Raw genomic sequence first — 20,035 nt, 5'->3', positions numbered from 1 at the left:
CGGCCCCGGCGAAGGCGACGCCCGGCGTGCGCCCGGGAACATCACCGGCCCGCGCCCCGGCCGGGCGGGGTGCCGGGCCGGCGCCGCAGGGCGATCTCCGTGAGCTCGTCGATGTCGAACTCCGAGCGGCAGTTCGGCGCGCCGTAACGGGTGATCTTCCCGCGGCTCACCCACTTCCGGATGGTCGCCTCGGACACCCCGGCGGCGAGCGCGGCCACATTCGTGGGAACAAGCCGGTGGCGTGGCGGTTTCGTCATGCGTCGACACCCTTTCGCTGCCGTTCCATGAGCTGCCTCAGCCGCAGCCATTCGTGCGTTTCCCAGGAATGCCCGGCAGTGCACTCGATGCTCCTGCTCCCCGTGTCCTGACCGTTCTTCACAAAGGCACTTATCGTCCCGCCGCAGTTGTCCACGACACACCTGCGGATCAGTGTGTGGAGGCTGCCGGGATCGGGGTCTATCGCGCTGCGCATTTCCCCGACGAGGCTTTCGATCTCGTCCGCGAAGTCGGCAGCCGGGGGCTGGGAGACGATCCACTGAAGGTGCTGTGCCAAAAACCGGGCCAGCTGGGGAACCGAACGGGCCGGGGAGGCGATGCCGAGCTCTTCCACCACGATTTCCGACCAGGACTCCAGCGTGGCAAGAATGTTGTACCGGGCGTCGAGAACCGCGACGTTCAGGTGATCGCGCCCGCGGCTCCCCGAGACCCTGGTGGGGTTGGACCGCCTCGACGCCGGCGACACCTGGTGCAAGGACTCCTGGTGGAGGCCGGGAAGCGTCCCCAGACCGCGGGCCGTCCGACCGATGCACGCGGCACAAAGGACGGACCCGGCGGCGGCGCGGCCGGCCCGGGCGTGCGCTCTGGGGCACGGGTCGCTCTTCATCGAATCTCCTTCATGAGGCGGCTCGCCCTTTGCGACCGTCATGAACCGCACGGGGCTTCCCGGCGCTGCCGGTAAGGGGCGGAGTGTGAAAATCCCGCACTCGTCATCGATCGCGGCCATGGGGGAACTCGGCGTTCCTTTCCATATCCCGGTCGTGTCGGCGTGGTTCTGGGCCCGGTGAAGGCCCGGTGCTGCTTTTCGACGAACGTACCGACCGGTGCTGGAGTCCCGATACAGCCCCGTTCGCAGCCCGCCGGAGATGACCCGGCCGGTCCGCCGCGGCCTGCCGGACCCTTTCCCGCCCCGCTTCTCAAGCCGGGTTCCATCCGGTTCCGAGCACTGATTGAGCGCCTGCACCGACCGTGGCGGAGGAAGGAGGCACTTGTGGACGGTACGCATGGAGGCGAACGCGCAGTAAGCGCCGTACGCACCGCAGGGCCGCCCGAGACGGCGGCCGTTCGATATGTTCTTCACGACCCGGTTCCACCCGGCTCTGCGGACATCGGGGAATCCGCCCTGTCCCACCGGGGCGAAGCGTCGACGCACTTGGAGGTGTGCCTCGTCGGCGCAGGGCCGCGGGGCCTGTCCGTACTGGAACGGCTCAGCGCACAGGAACGGAAGTCGCCCCGCTGGGACACCGTCACCGTGCACGTCGTCGACCCCGACCCGCCGGGCGCGGGACGGGTATGGCGCCCCACACAGTCCCGGCACCTGCTGATGAACACCGTGTCCTGCCAGGTCACGGTCTACACCGACGCCAGCGTCCGCATCGACGGCCCGCTGGACGAGGGACCGAGCCTGTACCAGTGGGCCAAGGCCCTGGTCTCGCACACCCTCGAGGCCGCCCCGGACGCCGGCTACGACGACCAGGTCCTCGCCGAAGCACGCCGCCTGGGACCCGACACCTACCCCACCCGCGCCCTGTACGGCTGCTACCTGACCTGGGCGTTCCAGCGGGTCGTCGCAGGCGCCGCCGCCCACGTGACGGTCCGCACGCACCCCCTGCGGGCCGTCGCCCTCGAAGACGACGGCGCCCCGGCCGGGCAGCCCGCACCGCAGACCGTCGTCCTCGAGGACGGCACCCGGCTGACCGGCCTGTCCGCGGTCGTCCTCGCCCAGGGCCACGTACCCGCCCAGCCCACGCGCACCGAGCGGGAACTGGCCCGGTACGCCGGACACAACGCACTGACCTACCTGGCCCCCGCCAACCCCGCCGACGTCGACCTGTCGGGCATCCGGCCCGGCGAGCACGTACTGCTGCGCGGACTGGGGCTCAACTTCTTCGACTACCTGGCACTGTTCACCCACGGCAGGGGCGGCGTCTTCACCCGCGTCGACGGCCGGCTGGCCTACCGGCCCTCGGGCCGCGAACCGCGCCTGTACGCCGGCTCCCGGCGCGGCGTGCCCTACCAGGCACGCGGCGAGAACGAGAAGGGCGCCCACGGCCGCTACTACCCCCGCCTGCTGACGGCCGGCTACATCGCGGACCTGCGCGCCCGCGCGCCCCGCCGCGGCGCCATCGACTTCGCCGCCGACCTGTGGCCGCTCGTGTCCAAGGAGGTGTGCGGTGTCTACTACGCGGCCCTGCTCACCGCACGCGGTGAACTCCCCGACCAGGTCGAGGAGTTCACCGAGGCCTATCTGGAAGCCGAACCCGGACCGGACGAGGACGCGCTCCTCGACGCGAGCGGGATCGACACCGCCGAGCGCTGGGACTGGGAACGCGTCGCACGCCCCTACGGCGACCGCGTCTTCGCCGACCAGGCAGCCTTCCGCGGCTGGCTGCGCGCCCACCTCGACAACGACGTCCGCCTGGCCCGCCAGGGCAACGTCAGCGGACCGGTCAAAGCCGCCCTCGACGTCCTGCGCGACCTGCGCAACGAACTGCGGCTCGCCGTCGACCACGCCGGACTGACCGCCGCGTCCCACCGCGACGACCTCGACGGCTGGTACACCCCGCTCAACGCCTATCTGTCCATCGGCCCCCCGGCCTCCCGCATCGAGGAGATGGCCGCGCTCATCGACGCGGGCATCCTCGACGTGATCGGCCCCGGCCTGCACGTCAGCGCCGACCCGCACGACCCGCTCGGCCCCTGCTTCACCGCCACGTCCAGCGAGATAGCCGGCGCGGCGGTACGGGCCACCGTCCTCATCGAGGCCCGCCTGCCCGAGATCGACCTGCGGCGCACCGCCGACCCGCTGATGAGCCGGCTGCTGCGCACCGGAGGGTGCCGTCCGTACCGCATCCCCGACGACGGCAGCGGCGGCGCGCACCACGAGACCGGCGGCCTCGCCGTGTCCGAGCGGCCCTACCACCTGATCGACGCCCGAGGCGTCCCGCATCCGCGGCGCTTCGCCTACGGCGTGCCCACCGAGTCCGTGCACTGGGTGACCGCCGCCGGCATCAGGCCCGGCGTCGGCTCGGTCACCCTGGAGGACTCCGACGCCATCGCGGCGGCGGTCCTCGCCCTGCCCGGACTTCCCGCTCCCGCGCCGCGGCGGGACACCGTGACCGAGAAGGCGCGCACATGAGCGCCGTGCACGCGTCCCCGCGGACGGGAACCCTCACCGCCCACCTGGACGCGGGGCTGCTCTCCCCGGTCCGGGCGGGCACCCCCGTCGAGGCCGCCGTCGGCGACAGCGCCTGGCTGCAGGCGATGCTCGACGCGGAGGCGTCCCTGGCCCGCGCCCAGGCCCGCTGCGGCACGGTCCCCGCCCAGGCGGCCGCGGCCATCACGGCCGCCGCCCGCGCGGACCTGCTCGACCTGCGCGAACTGGCGCTGGCCGCACGGGAGACCGCGAACCCGGTCGTGGGCCTGGTCAAGGCGCTGACCGCGGTCGTCGCCCAACGCTGCCCGCAGGCCGCCGAGTACGTGCACCGCGGCTCGACCAGCCAGGACGTCTTCGACACCGGCGCCATGCTGGTGGCCCAGCGCGCCCTGCGCCTGATCACCGCCGATCTGCGCGCCGTCGCCGAGGCGCTGGCCGGCCTCGCGGCCGCCCACCGCGACACCGTGATGGCGGGCCGCACCCTGGCCCTGCACGCCGTGCCCACGACCTTCGGGCTCAAGGCGGCCGGCTGGCGCCAGCTCGTGCTGGACGCCGCCGAGCGTCTCGAACGGGTCGCCGGCACCCTCCCGGTGGCGCTCGGCGGCGCGGCCGGAACCCTGGCCGGCTATCTGCAGTACGCGGGCCAGGACACCGACCCCGCGGCCCTGCCCGGCGAACTCGGCGCCGCGTTCGCCGACGAAACGGGCCTGAGCGCCCCCGTCCTGCCCTGGCACGCCCTGCGCACCCCCGTCGCCGACCTGGGGGCCGCCCTCGCCCACACCACCGGCGCCCTCGGCAAGATCGCCGCGGACGTACTGGTCCTCACCCGCACCGAGGTCGGGGAGGTGGCCGAAGGCGCGGTCGCCGGACGGGGCGCCTCCTCGGCCATGCCGCACAAACGCAACCCCGTGCTCGCCACCCTGATCCGCTCCGCCGCCCTGCAGGTGCCCGCCCTGGCCACCGTACTGATGCAGTGTCTGCCCACCGAGGACGAGCGCTCGGCCGGCATGTGGCACGCGGAGTGGCAGCCGCTGCGCGAGGCCCTGCGGCTCACCGGCGGCGCCGCGCACACGGCCGTCGAACTCGCCCGCGGACTCACCGTCCACCCGCAGCGCATGCGCGCCAACCTCAACGCCACCGGCGGACAACTCGTCTCCGAACGGGTCTCGGCCGTCCTGGCGCCACGCATCGGCAAGACAGCCGCCAGGGAACTGCTCACCCAGGCCTCGCTGCTCGCCTCCCGCACCGGCCTGCCGCTGGCCGACGTACTCGTCCAGACACCACAACTGGCAGGCGTGCTGAGCCGGGAGGAGGTGACCGCGCTGCTCGACCCGGCCGGCTACACCGGCGTCGCCGGCCCACTGGTGGACCAGGCACTCACCCGACCGGGACACCCACGGACCCCGCCGCCCTGACGAGCACACCGATACGCGGACCGGCCCCGCCCCACACACCAGCCCGGGCCGCACCCCGGGCACCCGCAGCGCAGCCGACCACCACGGGCCGGCCACACCGTCCCGCCCGGCCACCCGACGTCCAGGGCGGCCCGCAGCCCAGCCGCCCGGCACGGGCCGGGCACACCGTCCCGGCCGGGCACACCCGTACGGGGAGAGCACCCGCCGTCCCGGCCGGGCACCCGCAGCGCGGGCGGGCACGCGGTCCCGGCCGGCCGCCTGCCGTGCCTGGCGGGCCGCAGTGCAGCCGCCCGGCGCGGGCCGGTCACAGCGTTCCGGCCAGGCACACCCGTACGGGGAGAGCACCCGCCGCCCCGGACACCCACCCGCCGTCCCGGCCGGGCACCCCGCTGTGCCGGGCGGCCACGCCGTCCCGGCCGGGCGCCTGCCGGTCGGGCCGGGCGCCGCTGCTCGCGGGCGTTCGCCCGGGCCGGGGGAGAACCCGCCGTGACCGAGGGCGTCCTGCGCCGGTCACGCGCCGGGCGCCGCCGGGGCCGGAGTCCACGCCACGCCATGCCGTCCCCGGCTGCACCCGTGCCGTCCGGGCGGGTCGGGCCGGGCGCCGGCGGCGGGTGGCCGGCCTCGCCGGCCCGACGGCGCCTGCAGCCCAGGTCCGGCCGCTCCTGGCGCGGCGCCCGTCCGGCATCTGCGCTCGAGTCCGCCTCGAGTCCGCCTCGCGTCCGCCTCGAAGGCCGCTCGAGGCGCCGCACAGCCCGGCCGCGCAGACGGCCCCGCACCGCATGATGCAACCACAACGCACAGGGGAGGCGGCCGAGTTGAGTATGGACGCACGTGTTGTCGACGGGGGCGGCGGCCACGGCCACGCCGTGGTGATCGGCTCGAGCGTCGCCGGGCTCACCGCGGCGCGGGCCCTGGCCAACTTCATGGACCACGTCACCGTGATCGAGCGCGACCGGCTGCCCCGCGGACCCGGCCGCCGCCGAGGCGTACCCCAGGCACGTCACACCCACAGCCTCATGACCGCCGCCCACCAGGGCCTGGAGCGGCTGTTCCCCGGCATCCGCCGCGACCTCACCCGTGCCGGAGCCGTCCATGTCCGCCTCCCCGAGGACGCGCTGCTGCTCGGCCCGGCCGGCTGGCTGCCCCGCTTCGACTCGGGCCTGTCGATGCTCAGCGCCGGCCGAGACCTCCTCGACTCGGTGATACGCGACCGGCTGCGCGCCGACCCCAGGGTGACCTTCCTGCCCGGACACGAGGTCGTCGCCCTGCAGCCGGGCCCCCAGGACACCGTCACCGGCGTATGGGCACGCGGCCGGGACCGCACGGCACCCGACGGCTTCACCCCCCGGCGGCTGATCCCGGCCGAGTTCGTCGTGGACGCCTCCGGACGCGGCTCCCGCGCCCCGAAGTGGCTCGCCGAACTCGGCTACGAACCACCCGCCGAAACCGTGGCCGACACCCGCACCGCGTACGCCACCACCCTGTACGCACCGCCCCTCGGCCATGTCGCCGACTGGAAGAGCCTCATGCTCATGGCCGCGCCCGGCGACCCCCGCCAGGGCATGCTCCACCCCGTCGAAGGCGGCCGCTGGTCGGTGTCGCTCAGCACCGGCGACGGCACACCGCCGCCCGCCGACCACGAGGAACTGCTGCGTGCCGCCGGCGCCCTGCGCAGCCCGCTGCTGCGCGACCTCATCGAGACCGCCACCCCGCTCGGCCCCGTCTACGGCGCCGGCCGCACCGAGAGCCGCTGGCGCCACTACGACAAGCTGCGCCGCTGGCCCGACCAGTTCCTCGTCGTCGGCGACGCCCTCGCCGCCCTCGACCCGGCCCACGGCCACGGCATGACACTCGCCGTGCAGTGCGCCCTCGTCCTGGACGACATGCTCACCGCCCACGGCACCGCGGTCGGCATCAGCCACCGCCTGCGCCGGGCCCTCGCCCACCGCCTCGCCCCCGCCTGGCGGCTGAGCACCCGCACCCCGCAGGCGGGCCCGGACCAGGACCCGCCGGCCGGGCTGCGCGCCCGGCTCGGCGGACGGTACGCCTCCCGGATCGCCGCCGCCGCGACCACCGACCGGCACGCGGCGACCCTGCTGCTCCAACTGCACCAGTCGGCCGACCCGCCCGCCGCGGCGCTGCGCACGCACGCGCTGCGGGCCGCACTGCGCCCCCGGCGCGACCCGGCCCCCACAACAGCGCCGCCCAGCCTCACCCACGGCCCCCACGCCCGCCGGCGCCGTCCCGTCACCCCGTCTCCGCCGGCCATCGGCGTCTCCGCCGGCTCCACCCGGCCGCGGCCCGGCGGCTCCTCGGCCCACTGGCCGGCCGCGGCACCGGCCGGCGAGCGAAAGCGACCGTGAACACCCCGCTTTCCGGCCACCTGGCCCGTTGCACACCGTCGCGGGCCGAAAAACGCTGCCCTACGCTCCGGGCATGACGGGAGTGACACAACTACCGCAAAACAAAACCTACTTGGCTGACGAACAGCCCCCGCACGCCGCCAACCAGCCACAAAAACACGGCCTGTTGCACCCGAGGAACGGCATCACGCAACCGGGCCGCTCACAACTCACTCAAGAATCACTTGAGTTCACACTTGAGTCTGGCTTGAGCGCGGTTGTTCTGTTTGGTTCCGCGTGGATAGCGTTTCATCCGCTCCAGGGCACGGGCCCGCTTGCGCCGCGGCAGGCCGCCCTCACCACCGACCGCTCACCGGCCGGACCGGGTGTGCCTGTGACAGCCGAGCGGCGAGGGGAGGGTGCGCGGGTATGAGCACGACCGAGGAGAGGGCGCCGCACAGTGCGCGCACCACGGCGCCGAAGGGCGAACGCGTCGCCGACTGGGCGGACGAACGGCTCGGGATCTACAACTTCCGGTTCCTGATCCGCAAGGTCTTTCCCGACCACTGGACCTTCATGTTCGGTGAGATAGCGCTCTACAGCTTCATCGTGCTGCTGCTCACCGGTGTCTGGCTCACCATGTTCTTCGACCCGGGCATGACGGAGACCGTCTACCAGGGATCACACGTCCCGCTGCAGGGCATCCCGATGTCCCAGGCCTACGCCTCCACCCTCGACATCACCTTCGACGTACGCGGCGGCCTGCTCATCCGGCAACTGCATCACTGGTCGGCCCTGGTCATGATCGCCGCGCTCTGCATCCACACCCTGCGCCACTTCCTCACCGGCTCGTTCCGCAGGCCGCGCGAGGTCAACTGGCTGATCGGCTTCACCCTGCTCGTCCTGGTCACCCTGGAAGGCTTCGTCGGCTACTCACTCCCCGACGACCTGCTCTCCGGCACCGGCCTGCGCATCGCCGAAGGCGTCACCCTCGCCATCCCGGTGGTCGGCACCTACCTGACGATGTTCCTGTTCGGCGGCGAATACCCGAGCCACGAGATCATCCCCCGGTTCTACAGCATCCACATCCTGCTGCTCCCGGGCATCATCCTGGCCCTGGTCACCGTCCACCTGATCTACGTCTTCTACCACAAGCACACCCAGTTCCCCGGCCCCGGCCGCACCGAGAACAACGTCGTCGGCCAGCCCCTGATGCCGGTGTACACGGCCAAGGCCGGCGGGTTCTTCTTCCTCGTCTCCGGCCTGCTCACCCTGCTGGCCGGCACCGCCCAGATCAACCCCGTGTGGACCTACGGCCCCTACCGCGCCGACCAGATCTCCCAGGGCTCCCAGCCCGACTGGTACATGGGCTTCCTCGAAGGCGCCCTGCGCGCCATGCCCGCCTGGGAGTTCGTCCTGCCCGGCGGCTACACCGTCAACATGGGCGTCCTGATCCCGGCCGTCATCCTGCCCACCCTGATGATGGCGGTGATCGCCCTGTGGCCGTTCCTGGAAGCCTGGGTCACCGGCGACAAACGCGAACACCACCTCCTGGACCGCCCCCGCGACCACCCCACACGCACCTCGTTCGGCATCGCCTTCGTCTCGCTCTACCTGGTGCTGTTCTTCGGCGGCGCCAACGACGTCCTGGCCGAACGCTTCCACCTGTCCCTGAACCAGATCACCTGGGCGGTACGGATCGGGATCTTCCTCGTCCCGGCGCTGACCTACATCGTGACCCGGCGGATCTGCCTCGGCCTGCAACTGCGCGACCGCGACAAGCTCCTGCACGGCCGCGAGACCGGAAAGATCAAGCGCCTGCCGCACGGCGAGTTCGTCGAGGTCCACGCACGCCTCGACCGCGACCAGGAGTACACCCTGCTGTCCAGGACGATCCCCGAGGTGCTCCCCGCGCCCGCGGCCGGACAGGACGGCGTGCCCAACCCGCGGATCCGCAAGGAGGTGCTGCGCCACCGGCTCAGCCGCTGGCTGTACGGCGGGCAGATCGCCAAGCCCACGCCGCGCGAGATGCGGCAGGCTCTGGAACACCTCGGACACTCCTCCGACGGGCACGCCCCGTCCGACGGACACGCCTCTCCCAACGGACACGCCTCGTCCAACGGACACGTCTCGTCCAACGGGCACGCCCCGTCCGACGGACACCTGGAAACCGGCAGGCGGCCCGCCGCCGAGGAACGGGAGCCGGACCAGGAACTGCACTGACCCGAGGCACCACGCACAGGACCGGGCCGGCACGGCGGCGCGGGTGATCAGGGGACGGTCACCCGCGCCGCCGCCGTCGCACCGGGGCGGCGGTGCGCACGCCACCCGGCCGCCGGCCGCCGTCACTCCGCGCACCGTCACTCCGCGCACCGGCAGTGCGTGACCCGGCAGTGCGTGACCCGGCCCCGTGACGCGGACCGGGCCGCCACGGAGCGTGCGCGGGTGCGCGGCCGCAGCACCGACGAACGTCCGCACAGCGCGCGAGGCCCGCCCGACCGGGCGGGCCGAACTCACTTTCCGGCGCTGATGCCGCAGCGCCGACGGAGGCCCCCATGAGCCGAACCCCATGGCACCGGGCTGGACCCCGGGCCGAGTCCATCACCCGGGCGCGCACCGGCCTGTCGGAGGATCTGCGCGGGCGCCAGCGCCGCTACATCGTGGCCATGCTGGTGCGCAGCGCCTGTGTGGTCCTGATGGCGGTCACCTGGAACCGCTGGCCCGCCGTCGCCGTCTGCGCCCTCGTCGCCGGGGTGGTCATCCCCTACGTCGCCGTGGTCGCCGCCCAGGCGGGATGGCGCCAACAGCGCGGCACCCGGATCGCGCTGGTCGAGGTCCCCGAAGAGCCCGAAGAGCACGTCACCCGCGTGCCCCTCGAACCCACCCTCATCCTGCCGCCGGAACGCAACACGGCCGCCTGAGCGGGCACCTGCTCCGGCTGCGCCCGCTTCCCGCCCGGCGCACCGACCGCCCCCCGCCGCCCGCGCCCCCGCCCCCGCCGCCGGCCCCGCGGACGGCCCTGCCGTGCGGGATCTGACCCGCGGCCGCGGGCGGTAAGGCGCGAGCCGGCCCGCAAGCCGGCGTCCACGGCGGGTACGCAGACCGTGCCCCACGTGGTGAGGCGGACGAGTCGCCGGTGGGGGAGCGGCCGGTGCGGGGAGCGGCGCCGGAGCAGTGGCCGGCATCCGGCGGCCGGGCCCGGCCCGGTGCGCATCGACGGCCACGGCCGCCCGTTCCGTACCACCAGCATCAAGGCTCTGCCGCACCACTGGTACCGCAGCCCCGCCGGCTGGGTCCCCCTGCCCACCGGCGGCTGACGGGCCGTCGGCCGCAGCCGAGGGCCGCCCGGCCGGGCGCGAGTGGTCCCCCGCATCCCAGGAAGGCGTCCCAGGGCTCCCTGTTTCCGCAGCTCAACAGGGGTGGGACGGTCCCGCTGTCCCGCGTGTGGGGGCAGCTGTTGCCGGGGGTCCGCGGCGTCCTGGAATCTGTGGATGTCGCACCGGCCGAGGCGGCACGACCACCCTGACGGCCGGCACGACGACCACCACCCTGCGCTTGTGCACCGGGACACCTCTGTGTCCGGGCGGCGTGCGGCGCCTGGCACCACCCGCCGTCCCACGACGCAGAGAACACCCGCGTTCGGACCAGAGAAGGAAGCCATCACATGAACAGGAACACCTCCGCACGCCGTCGTCCGGGCCGCCGCGCGGCGGTCGCCGCCGGCCTCGTCCTGGCCCTCGGGCTCGGTGCGGCGGCGCAGGCCTCCGCCGCTCCGCGGACCGCCGGCGCCCCGGTCAGCGCTTCCGCCCCGTCGACCGCGCTCTCCGACTCGGGCGCGCCGCTGTCCGGCCGCCAGATGATCCGGGTGCTGAAGTCCATGCTGCCCAAGGGCGCGAAGGTCTCCGACGAGCAGGGCCAGGAAGGCTACGCCGCCCTGGTCTGGGACGACGGCCGCGGAAAGAGCATGATCGGGGTGAACGCCCAGCACGACATGGGCGACGTCCTCGAGGGGCTCATGGGCTGCGAGGGCGAGTACATCGCCTGCCAGGCCCTGACCCTGGCCGACGGCACCCAGGTCAAGCGGGCCAAGCGGGCATCGGAGAAGGGCGGCTCCGCCGTGGTGTGGCTGGTCGACACCCTCCACCCCGACGGCCGCCGGGTCCTCGTCCAGGAGGTGAACTCCTACGCCGAGGGCGGCCCGGTGACGCGGCCGAAGCCCCCGCTCACGCTCGACCGCCTGCAGACCATCGCGCTCGACTCTCGGTGGGCGCCCTGACCGGATCGCCGTCCGGACGCGGTGTGCTCACACGGCATCGCAGATACGGGCGCCCGACCGCTGCAGCCGCGCGGAGATCAAGTCCGGCCGCAAGGGCGGCGACGGCACGCGCACTGACGTGCCCCGCCGTGTGACCGCATCCTGCAAGGCCGCCGCCCGTCCCACATGGGACGGGCGGCGGCCTTGCAGGCACGTGTCGCAGCGTGCGTGACGAGCGGCCCTGCGCCGTGGCCGGCGGCCGGACAACGCGAAGGTCCCGGTTCCCGGCAGCCACATCACGTGCGGGGCGGAGTGCGAGCGCGTCCCGTCCCCCCTGCTCTGGCCGGGGGAGTCGCCGCCCCGGTCAGGGGAAGCCATCGGCGCCGCAGGTGAGTTGGCGGAGAACCCCGGGCAACCCTCGCGTCCAAGGCCCGTAAGCCCGTGGCCTGTTACCCGAAGCCCGAGGCCCGAAGCCCGAAGCCCGTGGTGGCGCCGCCGCCCCGCCGGCCCCCGGCGGTGTGTGCCGCGCCTGCACGCCGGACGGCGGTCACCCCGGCCGGCCGGGCCGGGGTGACCGCCGTGGGCGGGTGCGGGCCGCCGGCGGTGTGCTCAGTGCCCGGTCTTCTCCGCCGGCCGGTTCTGCCAGGGACGGCACACCCCCAGGAAGGAGGCGATCGCGGCGAGCGCGCTGCCGAGCTGGATCACGGCCATCGGCACCGCCGTCTCCTTGCCCGCGATGCTCACGAGCGAGGAGGCGACCGCCCCCATGACGAAGCAGGACGTGCCGACCAGCGCGGAGGCGGAACCCGCGGCGTGCGGGGTGCGCATCAGGGTGAGCGCGTTGGTGTTGGGCAGGATCAGCCCGAGCGCGGAGATCATGACGAAGAGACTGGCCGCGAGGGGAACCGTGCCCACGTCGCCGAAGGCGCCTGCCGTCACCAGCAGCAGCGACACCCCGGCCAGGGCGAGCACCGCCAGGCCGCATCCGAGGGCCTTGTCCAGGCGGACCCGGCCGACCAGGATCTTGCCGTTGATCTGGCCGACGATCATCAGCCCCAGCGAGTTGACGCCGAAGAGCAGCGAGAAGGTCTGCGGGGACGCCCCGTAGATGTCCTGGATCACGAACGGCGAGGCGGCGATGTACGAGAACAGCGCGCCGTAGGTGAAGCCGTTGGTCATCAGGTATCCGGTGAAGACCCGGTCGGCGAAGAGCCCGCGCATGATCCACAGCGCTCCGCGTACTCCGCCGCTCTGCCGCCGCTCGGGCGGCAGCGTCTCGGGCAGCCGGCGCCAGACGAGCAGGGTGAGCGCGACGCCGATCGCGGCGAGGAGGAGGAAGATGCCCCGCCAGTCGGTGAGGTGCAGGATCTGTCCGCCGATGACGGGCGCGACGATCGGGGCGATGCTGGAGATCAGCAGCAGGGTGGAGAAGAACCGGGCCATCGCCAGACCGTCGTAGAGGTCGCGCACGACGGCACGGGCGATGACGATCCCCGCCGACCCCGCCAGCCCCTGCAGCAGCCGGAAGCCGATCAGCACCTCGGCGTTCTGCGCGAGGGCGCACATCACGGCGGCGACGACGTAGGCGACCAGCCCGGCCAGCAGCGGTCTGCGCCGCCCCCACCGGTCGCTCATCGGACCCACCACGAGCTGCCCGATCGCCATGCCGGCCAGGCACGCGGTGAGCGTGAGCTGCACGGTCGTCGCGGTCGAGTCCAGGGTGCGGGTGACCTCCGGCAGGGCCGGGAGGTACATGTCCATCGACATCGGCGGCACCGCGGCGAGGGCACCGAGCAGGATGGTGACCAAAAGCCCCGTCCGCCGCACCGACCTGTCCGCGCCGGCCGCGTCCCCGCCGCCCTTCGCCGGGGACCGCCCCCTGGGGAACCGCCGGCCTCCGGCGGTGGCTTCCTCGGCTTTCTGAGACATGCGCCCTCCGCGTCAACTCGTTACGTGGCCAAGGCCGATGCTCGCAGCAGACCGCTACAGAACCGGCAGCGCGCGGGTGGCGCCCGAGGCCGGGTGATACTCCGGCCAGGCCCTTCGTCCGCCGAGGTCGAGACTCGTCAGTGCGCTGCTCGAGTTTTGCTCGGAACGCCTCGGATCCCTTCAAAACGGCCTTGGCGCAAGGAGTTCGGCCGTGTCACTATTTCCGCACGCCTTCCCTGCCCGAAAACATTCACGGGGCGGGGGATTGAGCATCTGTACACCGGTTCTGTACTGGTGAGGCCGCGTCCGTTACCGGCACGGCACAGGTTTCCTCTCGCATCGAATCCCCGCGCGCCGCGGTGTTTTCCCGTGTGCTGCGCTCTCTCCGGAAGCTGTGCGCAGATTCGTCACGTACAGAAGGCAGACTCTAGAGAAAGTAGAGCCCAAATATGCCCAGGTTGTGCAAGCCCGCGGTGAGCGCGCCGGAACACGTCATCACGATCGACGAGACTCTCGAGTTCGCAGCGAAAGCCCATGCCGGAAAGCCGCAGCTTCCCCTGGCGCTCCGGCTCATCCGCAACACCGGAGTGCTGAAGCGGCACATCGTCCAGCCCATCGAGCAGACGCTCAAGCACCCGGGCCTGACGGAACGCAACCGCATCTACGAGGCCGAGTCCCGGAAGCTGACCCCGCCGGTCATCGAAGAGGCCCTGCAGAACGCCGGCCTGGCGGCCCGTGACATCGACGCGATCATCTACGTGTCGTGCACCGGCTTCAGCATGCCCTCGCTGACCGCCTGGCTGATCAACACGCTCGGCTTCCGCTCCGACACCCGCCAGATACCCATCGCCCAGCTCGGCTGCGCGGCGGGCGGCGCGGCGGTCAACCGGGCCCACGACTTCTGCCTGGCCCACCCCGGCACCAACGTCCTGATCGTCTCCTGCGAGCTGTGCTCGCTGTGCTACCAGCCCGACGCCGACGACATCGGCTCGCTGCTGTCCGACGGGCTGTTCGGCGACGCGGTCGCGGCCGCCGTGGTGCGCGGCAACGGCGGTGTCGGCATCGAGCTGGAGCGCAACGCCTCCTACCTCATCCCGCACACCGAGGACTGGATCTCCTACGCGGTCAAGGACACCGGCTTCCACTTCCAGCTGGACCGCCGCGTGCCCGGCACGATGGAGCCGCTCGCCCCGGTGCTGCGCGAGTTCGCCAAGGACCACAGCTGGGACGCCGGCAGCCTCGACTTCTACATCGTCCACGCCGGCGGCCCGCGCATCCTGGACGACCTCGCCAAGTTCCTCGAGGTCGACCGGTCGGTGTTCCGCCACAGCTGGTCGACGCTGACCGAGTACGGCAACATCGCCAGCGCCGTCGTCTTCGACGCGGCCCGCCGCCTGTTCGAGGAGGACACCCCCGTCCAGGACGCCACCGGTCTGATCGCGGGATTCGGCCCCGGCATCACCGCCGAGATGGCGCTGGGCCGCTGGAGCGTCGACGGCCCCCGAGAGCTGGACTGAGTCCGACGCGGGCGCGACCGAACGTCACTCGAGTGAAACTCCGCGCGGACAAAGGAAGCTGACCACATGACTGGCCTCATCCTCCCGCCCGGTCAGGGGCGAAAGCTGATCACCAAGGCGCAGGAAGTGACCTTCAAGGCCACACAGGAGCACGGCTCCTCCATATCGATCTTCGAGGTGGTCGTACCTCCCGGATTCGATGTCGGGGCGCACGTCCACAGCGATGCCCAGGAGTTCTTCTACGTCCTGGAGGGGGAGCTGCAGCTCCTGGCCTTCGAGCCGGCCCGGCGCACCGCACAGGACTGGCACGAATGGGAGTCGCCCGGCGGGGACAAGGCCGTCCGTGCCACCGAGGGCGCCTCCATGTTCGTGCCACCCGGAACTCCGCATGCCTTCAGGAACGCCTCCGACAAACCGGCGCGGATGCTCTTCCAGTGCTATCCGTCGCCCGTTCACGAGCGGTACTTCGAGGAGATCGCGGAGATCTGGGCGGCCGGCGGGATCAACCCCGACGCCATCGACGAGATGCGCAAGCGCTACGACGTCAGCCAGATCACGCCGCAGCGCTACGAACCGCCTGTTCCTCTCGATCCCCAGTCCTCCGAATAGCGCGGAGCGTAAACAGAGATGAGTGACAACGAAAAGATCCCCCTGGTTTTCGCGAGCCTGGGGGAGAAGGAGCTGGCCGCCGTCGCCGAGGTGTTCGCCTCGGGATGGCCGGCCGGCCAGGGACCGAAGGGCAAGGCCCTCGAGGCCCAGCTGAGGCAACGGTACGCAGCCGGTGACGCGGTCGCGGTCAGCAACTGCGGCGCCGCCCTGCACCTGGCGATGCTCGCGTTCGGCGTACAGCCGGGCGACGAGGTCATCGTCGCCGACTACACCTTCCCCGCCCCCGCCCACGCGGTGCGCTACGTCGGCGGCACGCCCGTCTTCGCCGACGTGCGCGCCGACACCGGCACCGTGGACCCGCAGTCGGTGGCGGACCTCGTCACCCCCCGCACCGTCGGCATCATCGCCGTCGACACCGTCGGCCTGCCCGCGGACTACGCACCCCTGCAGGCCATCGCCGACCGGCACGGGCTGTTCCTCGTCGAGGACGCCGCCTGCGCGGTCGGCGCGACCTACCAGGGACGCGAAGCGGGCGCACTGGCCGAGGTGGCCTGTCTGTCCTTCCACGGACGCAAGGGAGCCACCAGCGGCGAGGGCGGCGCCCTCATCGCCACCGACCCGGCCGTCGGCGCGAAGGCACGCCAGCTGTCGTCGTTCGGCATCGGCAGCATCTTCGACATGGGCCAGGTCATCGGCCTGCCGATCCCCGAGTTCACCGAGATCGGCTACAACTTCAAACTCTCCGACATCGCCGCGGCGATCCTGCAGGTCCAGCTCGGCCGTATCGAGGAGCTCATGCAGCGCCGGCGCGCCGTCGCCGCCCGCTACGCCGAACTCCTCGCCGACGAGGAACTGCTGACGGTGCCGCACGTGCCGGCCGACCGCACCCACGCCTGGCAGTCCTACCTGGTCACCCTGGACCCGGGCGTCGACCGCGGGGCTGTCGCCACCGAACTGCGCGCCCAGGGCATCGGCACCCTGCACGGCACCTGGGCCAGCCATGTGCAGCCCGCGTTCGACGCCAAGCAGGTCTGCCCGGTCTCGGCGGACCTCTTCCAGCGCAACCTCGGCATCCCCATGCACGCCGAGCTGACCATGAGCCAGGTCGAGCGGGTCTGCGAGGTCCTGCGCAGCGCGCTGCGCACCCACGCCAAGCCCGCCCGGACCCTGAAGGGAGCGGCATGACGAACAACCAGCCTGCACCGGACGGTGTGATGAGGCTGATCAACGGCTACTGGAACACCGGCGTCATCGGCGCCGCGGCCACCCACGCCGTCTTCACCCACCTCGACAACGGCGCCGGCACGGCCGCCGAGGTCGCCGCCCGCGCCGGCATCTCCGAGCGCGGCGCACAGGGCCTGCTGGACGGCCTGGTCAGCGTGGAACTGGTGGTGCTCCAGGACGGCCGCTACCGCAACACGCCCGAGGCGTCCGCCTTCCTCGTCGAAGGCAGGCCCGCCTCCCTGGCCGGCTTCGCCAAGCTGAAGCTGCAGCACACCGGCAGCCTCATCGACCTGCCCGAGGTCGTCCGCCTCGGCGGGCCGCTGGCCGGCGGCGAGACCGAGGTCGCCGACAACCCGCACTGGGAGGGCATCGTCCCGGCCATCGCCGCGGTGTCGGTCCCGGCCGCGCAAGCCGGCGTCGAGGCGCTCGGCATCGCGGACGCGGGCGAGATCTCCATCCTCGACGTGGGCGGCGGCTCGGGCATCTACTCGTCGGTCTGGCTCAAGGCCAACCCGGCCGCCCGCGCGGTCCAGCTCGACTGGGAGCCGATCAACGCCATCGCCCACCGGCTGGTCGCCGAACACGGAGTGGCGGACCGCTTCACCACCCTCAACGGCGACTTCCACACCACCGACTTCGGCACCGGCGAGTACGACATCGCGGTCTACTCCCACATCGCCCACCAGGAGAACGCCGACAGCAACATCGAGGTCTTCACCCGGCTGCGCAAGGCCCTCAAGCCCGGCGGCGCCCTGGTGGTCGCCGACTACATCGTCGACGACGACCGCAGCGCCCCGGCGTTCCCGCTGCTGTTCGCCCTGGAAATGCTCCTCAAGAGCCAGGAGGGCGGCACCTGGCGGCGCTCGGACTACCACGACTGGCTGACCAAGGCAGGCTTCGAGGACGTCTCGTTCCACGCCGCGGCGCCCGCGACGATGGTCATCGCCCGCTAGGACGCCTCTTCTGGACCAGCCCGGGTCCACGGTGTCCGGCACGGCACCTCGCGGCGTTGTCGCACGGCCCGCGTACACCCGGTACGCGGATCATGCTCCGCCTTTGCGGTGCACCGCACCGGACACCGCGGCCTGATCCGACCCGATCCGACCCGATCCAAAAGAAACGCCCCAGCAGGCCGCCGGCCGGGCGGATCCCCCGGGCCGTGGGGGAGGTCTCCCGGCCCGGCGGCCCTGCCTTCCGGAGACGGCCAGGGCCCCGGCCGCGTACGGCGACCCGCCGGCCGGCCGTTCTCCGGGGCGGCGGCGGGGGAGCGCACCGGGCGGGACCGCGCCGGGCGGGACCGCACCCCTACAGACACGAACTCCTCTACACACCACGGCATGTGACCACACGTCACATCCCTCCGGGGCCCCGTCCCCGCATCCTGCACGCCGCATCCCGCACCGAGCCGTCGACCGCCTGAACCTCCACCGCCCACCGCCCACCGCCCACCGCAAAGGAGACAGCCCACGATGAAGGGCTCCGTGGCTTACCGCTCGATTCAGAAGCGCGGTCTTCACATCGGCCTGCTGCCGGAGATGGCGGCCGCCGTCAACCCCTCGACCCCGATCAGCCTCGACCACGACCTGGGCGTCCTGCCCGAGGCGGGACGGCGTCTGACGGTGGCCCAGTACGCCGATCACGTCGACGACCTCGCGGCCCGCCTGTGGGCGGCCGGGGTCCGGCCCGACGAGCGGGTCGTCATCTACAAGACGGCCAACGCCGACCACTGGATGCTCGCCGCGGCGATCTCCCGCATCGGCGGGATCGTCGTGAACCTCTCACCGGCCCTGGACGCCACGACCGTGGGCGTCCTGCTGCAGCGGGTCGACCAGCCGACCCTGCTCACCGACGGCGCCAAGCTCGACGTCCTGGCCGACGTGCCGCTGGCGGACCTCACCCGGCGGGTCATCACCTCGGCCGGCGACCGGCCCGGCGCCATCGGGCTCGCCCCACTCGCCGGCTCACCGCGCGTCAAGCCGGTCGTCCGGCCCATCGACGAGGCCGCCGTCATCACCCACACCTCCGGCACCACCGGCATACCCAAGCTCGTCGTGCACACCCCCCGCACCCAGGGCATCCGCCTCGTCCCCCAGTGGCGGCTGCTGTCGCTGATGCGGAAGAAGGAGACCGTCGCGATCAACGTGCCCTTCGTGCACTCGCGGATGGTCGCGGCGATGTCCCTGGCGCTGCTCAAGGAGTACCCGGTCCTGCTCATGCGGGAGACGGGCCCCGCCGAGGTCGCCGAGCAGTTCATCAAGCACCGGCCGGCCTTCGTCGAGGCACTGCCCAACTCGCTGATGGAGTGGGAGGAACTCGCCGAGGACCCACGGGCGCCGTTCGGGTCGGTGAAGGTCTTCAGCAGCACCTTCGACGCCATCCACCCCGGCACGATGAGCAAGCTGCTGCACGCCTCCGACCGGCGCGGCGCCCTGTTCTTCCAGATCTACGGCCAGAGCGAGGTCGGCCCGGCCGTCGGCCGCGCCTACTTCCGCCACTCCGCCCACAAGGCGAACGGCCGCTGCGTCGGCTGGGCCATGCCGAAGGGCGCCGCGAGGATCCGGGTGGTCAGCCGGGACGGCAATCCCCCCTCCGAGACCAACCCCGGCGCCATCGAGGTGGCCTGGGACGGCATCGCGAAGTCCTACTTCGGTGAACAGGAACGCTACGACGCCAACCGCGACGGCCAGTGGTGGGGCACCGGGGACGTCGGCTACCGCACCAGGTTCGGCTGCCTGCACATGCTCGACCGGGAGATCGACATGATCCCCGGGGTGAAGAGCTCCCTGGAGATCGAGGACGTCGTGCTGGGCCGGCTGCACGAGCTGACCGAGCTGGTCGTGGTGCAGGGCCCCAACTCCGAACCGGTGCCGGTGATCTGCACCGTCGACGACAAGCCCCTGGACCTCAACCGCTGGCGGGCGGCCGTCGCCGCCGCGTTCCCCCAGCTCGCCGACCCCGTACAGATCCCGCAGGCCGAGCTGCCCAGGACCGCCACGCTGAAGGTGCAGCGCCTGGCGCTGGCCCGGCGATTCCAGGAGCAGCTCCAGCAGCAGACGTGAAGCGCGAGCGGTGACCGGCACACCACCCCGGCGCTGCCGTCCCCTCACCCGCAGGGGGCACCCCCTTCCCCCCGCAGGCCGCGCCCGCCCGGTCCCGCCAGCCCATGGCGGGACCGCCGCGGTTCACGGCCCCGCTGCCCGCCGTCGGGCCGGGCGCCGCCGACACACCGCGCGACGACCCCGGCCCGAGGGCGGGCCGGCCGGGGGAGAAGGCCCGCGCCACGTCAGGCCTGGCCGCGCAACGCCCGTCCG

The 20,035-nt window shown here is 72.7% G+C and carries 14 protein-coding genes; 11 read left to right on the top strand and 3 right to left on the bottom strand.

Translation table 11 applies throughout. The annotated features are described in order from the left end of the window. Positions 1 to 41: 41 nt before the first annotated feature. Entirely contained in the window at positions 42 to 257 is a 216-nt protein-coding gene (locus tag QQM72_RS36665) for a hypothetical protein (protein ID WP_314225117.1), read from the bottom strand. After that, positions 254 to 883, bottom strand: a complete 630-nt coding sequence (locus tag QQM72_RS36660) for a hypothetical protein (RefSeq protein ID WP_314225116.1) — start codon at positions 881 to 883, stop codon at positions 254 to 256. The genes QQM72_RS36665 and QQM72_RS36660 overlap by 4 nt, the downstream gene beginning before the upstream one ends. 546 nt (positions 884 to 1,429) lie before the next feature. Here QQM72_RS36660 and QQM72_RS36655 point away from each other — a divergent pair. From QQM72_RS36655 to QQM72_RS36630, 6 genes are all read left to right on the top strand, one after another. Beyond that, positions 1,430 to 3,415: an FAD/NAD(P)-binding protein gene (locus QQM72_RS36655; protein ID WP_314225115.1), complete on the top strand. Its 1,986-nt coding sequence runs from the start codon at positions 1,430 to 1,432 to the stop codon at positions 3,413 to 3,415. Next, on the top strand, positions 3,412 to 4,848 hold the full coding sequence (gene pcaB, locus QQM72_RS36650; protein ID WP_314225114.1) for a 3-carboxy-cis,cis-muconate cycloisomerase: 1,437 nt from the start codon (positions 3,412 to 3,414) through the stop codon (positions 4,846 to 4,848). Before QQM72_RS36655 ends, pcaB begins: the two co-directional genes overlap by 4 nt. Positions 4,849 to 5,669: 821 nt before the next feature. Beyond that, entirely contained in the window at positions 5,670 to 7,211 is a 1,542-nt protein-coding gene (locus tag QQM72_RS36645; RefSeq protein WP_314225113.1) for an FAD-dependent oxidoreductase, read from the top strand. A gap of 408 nt (positions 7,212 to 7,619) precedes the next feature. Continuing rightward, on the top strand, positions 7,620 to 9,413 hold the full coding sequence (qcrB, locus tag QQM72_RS36640; protein ID WP_314225112.1) for a cytochrome bc1 complex cytochrome b subunit: 1,794 nt from the start codon (positions 7,620 to 7,622) through the stop codon (positions 9,411 to 9,413). 332 nt (positions 9,414 to 9,745) lie between these two features. Further along, on the top strand, positions 9,746 to 10,111 hold the full coding sequence (locus tag QQM72_RS36635) for a DUF3099 domain-containing protein (protein ID WP_314225111.1): 366 nt from the start codon (positions 9,746 to 9,748) through the stop codon (positions 10,109 to 10,111). A 743-nt stretch (positions 10,112 to 10,854) separates the two neighbouring features. After that, positions 10,855 to 11,466, top strand: coding sequence for a hypothetical protein (locus QQM72_RS36630; RefSeq protein WP_314225110.1), 612 nt, complete (start codon positions 10,855 to 10,857; stop codon positions 11,464 to 11,466). 588 nt (positions 11,467 to 12,054) lie between these two features. On the opposite strand, the gene QQM72_RS36625 is transcribed toward QQM72_RS36630, so the two are convergent. Then, positions 12,055 to 13,374, bottom strand: a complete 1,320-nt coding sequence (locus QQM72_RS36625) for a multidrug effflux MFS transporter (RefSeq protein WP_314225109.1) — start codon at positions 13,372 to 13,374, stop codon at positions 12,055 to 12,057. Positions 13,375 to 13,823: 449 nt separating this feature from the next. On the opposite strand from QQM72_RS36625, the gene QQM72_RS36620 reads away from it, so the two are divergent. The 5 genes from QQM72_RS36620 (at position 13,824) to QQM72_RS36600 (ending at position 19,783) form a co-directional block, all read left to right on the top strand. Beyond that, complete coding sequence (locus QQM72_RS36620; RefSeq protein ID WP_314225108.1) at positions 13,824 to 14,891, top strand: type III polyketide synthase; 1,068 nt, start codon at positions 13,824 to 13,826, stop codon at positions 14,889 to 14,891. 66 nt (positions 14,892 to 14,957) lie between these two features. After that, positions 14,958 to 15,500 (top strand): cupin domain-containing protein, encoded by a 543-nt coding sequence (locus QQM72_RS36615; RefSeq protein WP_314225107.1) that lies wholly within the window; start codon positions 14,958 to 14,960, stop codon positions 15,498 to 15,500. Between the two features lie 18 nt (positions 15,501 to 15,518). Continuing rightward, complete coding sequence (locus tag QQM72_RS36610) at positions 15,519 to 16,685, top strand: DegT/DnrJ/EryC1/StrS family aminotransferase (protein WP_314225106.1); 1,167 nt, start codon at positions 15,519 to 15,521, stop codon at positions 16,683 to 16,685. Then, positions 16,682 to 17,677 (top strand): class I SAM-dependent methyltransferase, encoded by a 996-nt coding sequence (locus tag QQM72_RS36605; RefSeq protein ID WP_314225105.1) that lies wholly within the window; start codon positions 16,682 to 16,684, stop codon positions 17,675 to 17,677. Before QQM72_RS36610 ends, QQM72_RS36605 begins: the two co-directional genes overlap by 4 nt. 516 nt (positions 17,678 to 18,193) lie before the next feature. Next, positions 18,194 to 19,783, top strand: a complete 1,590-nt coding sequence (locus QQM72_RS36600; RefSeq protein WP_314225104.1) for a class I adenylate-forming enzyme family protein — start codon at positions 18,194 to 18,196, stop codon at positions 19,781 to 19,783. Positions 19,784 to 20,035 lie beyond the last annotated feature (252 nt).

The sequence above is a fragment of the Streptomyces zaehneri genome, from assembly GCF_032248645.1.
Taxonomy (GTDB): Bacteria; Actinomycetota; Actinomycetes; order Streptomycetales; family Streptomycetaceae; genus Streptomyces; species Streptomyces coriariae.
Note: the sequence above shows the minus strand (reverse complement) of the source record. Positions and strands in the feature narration are given on the sequence as shown.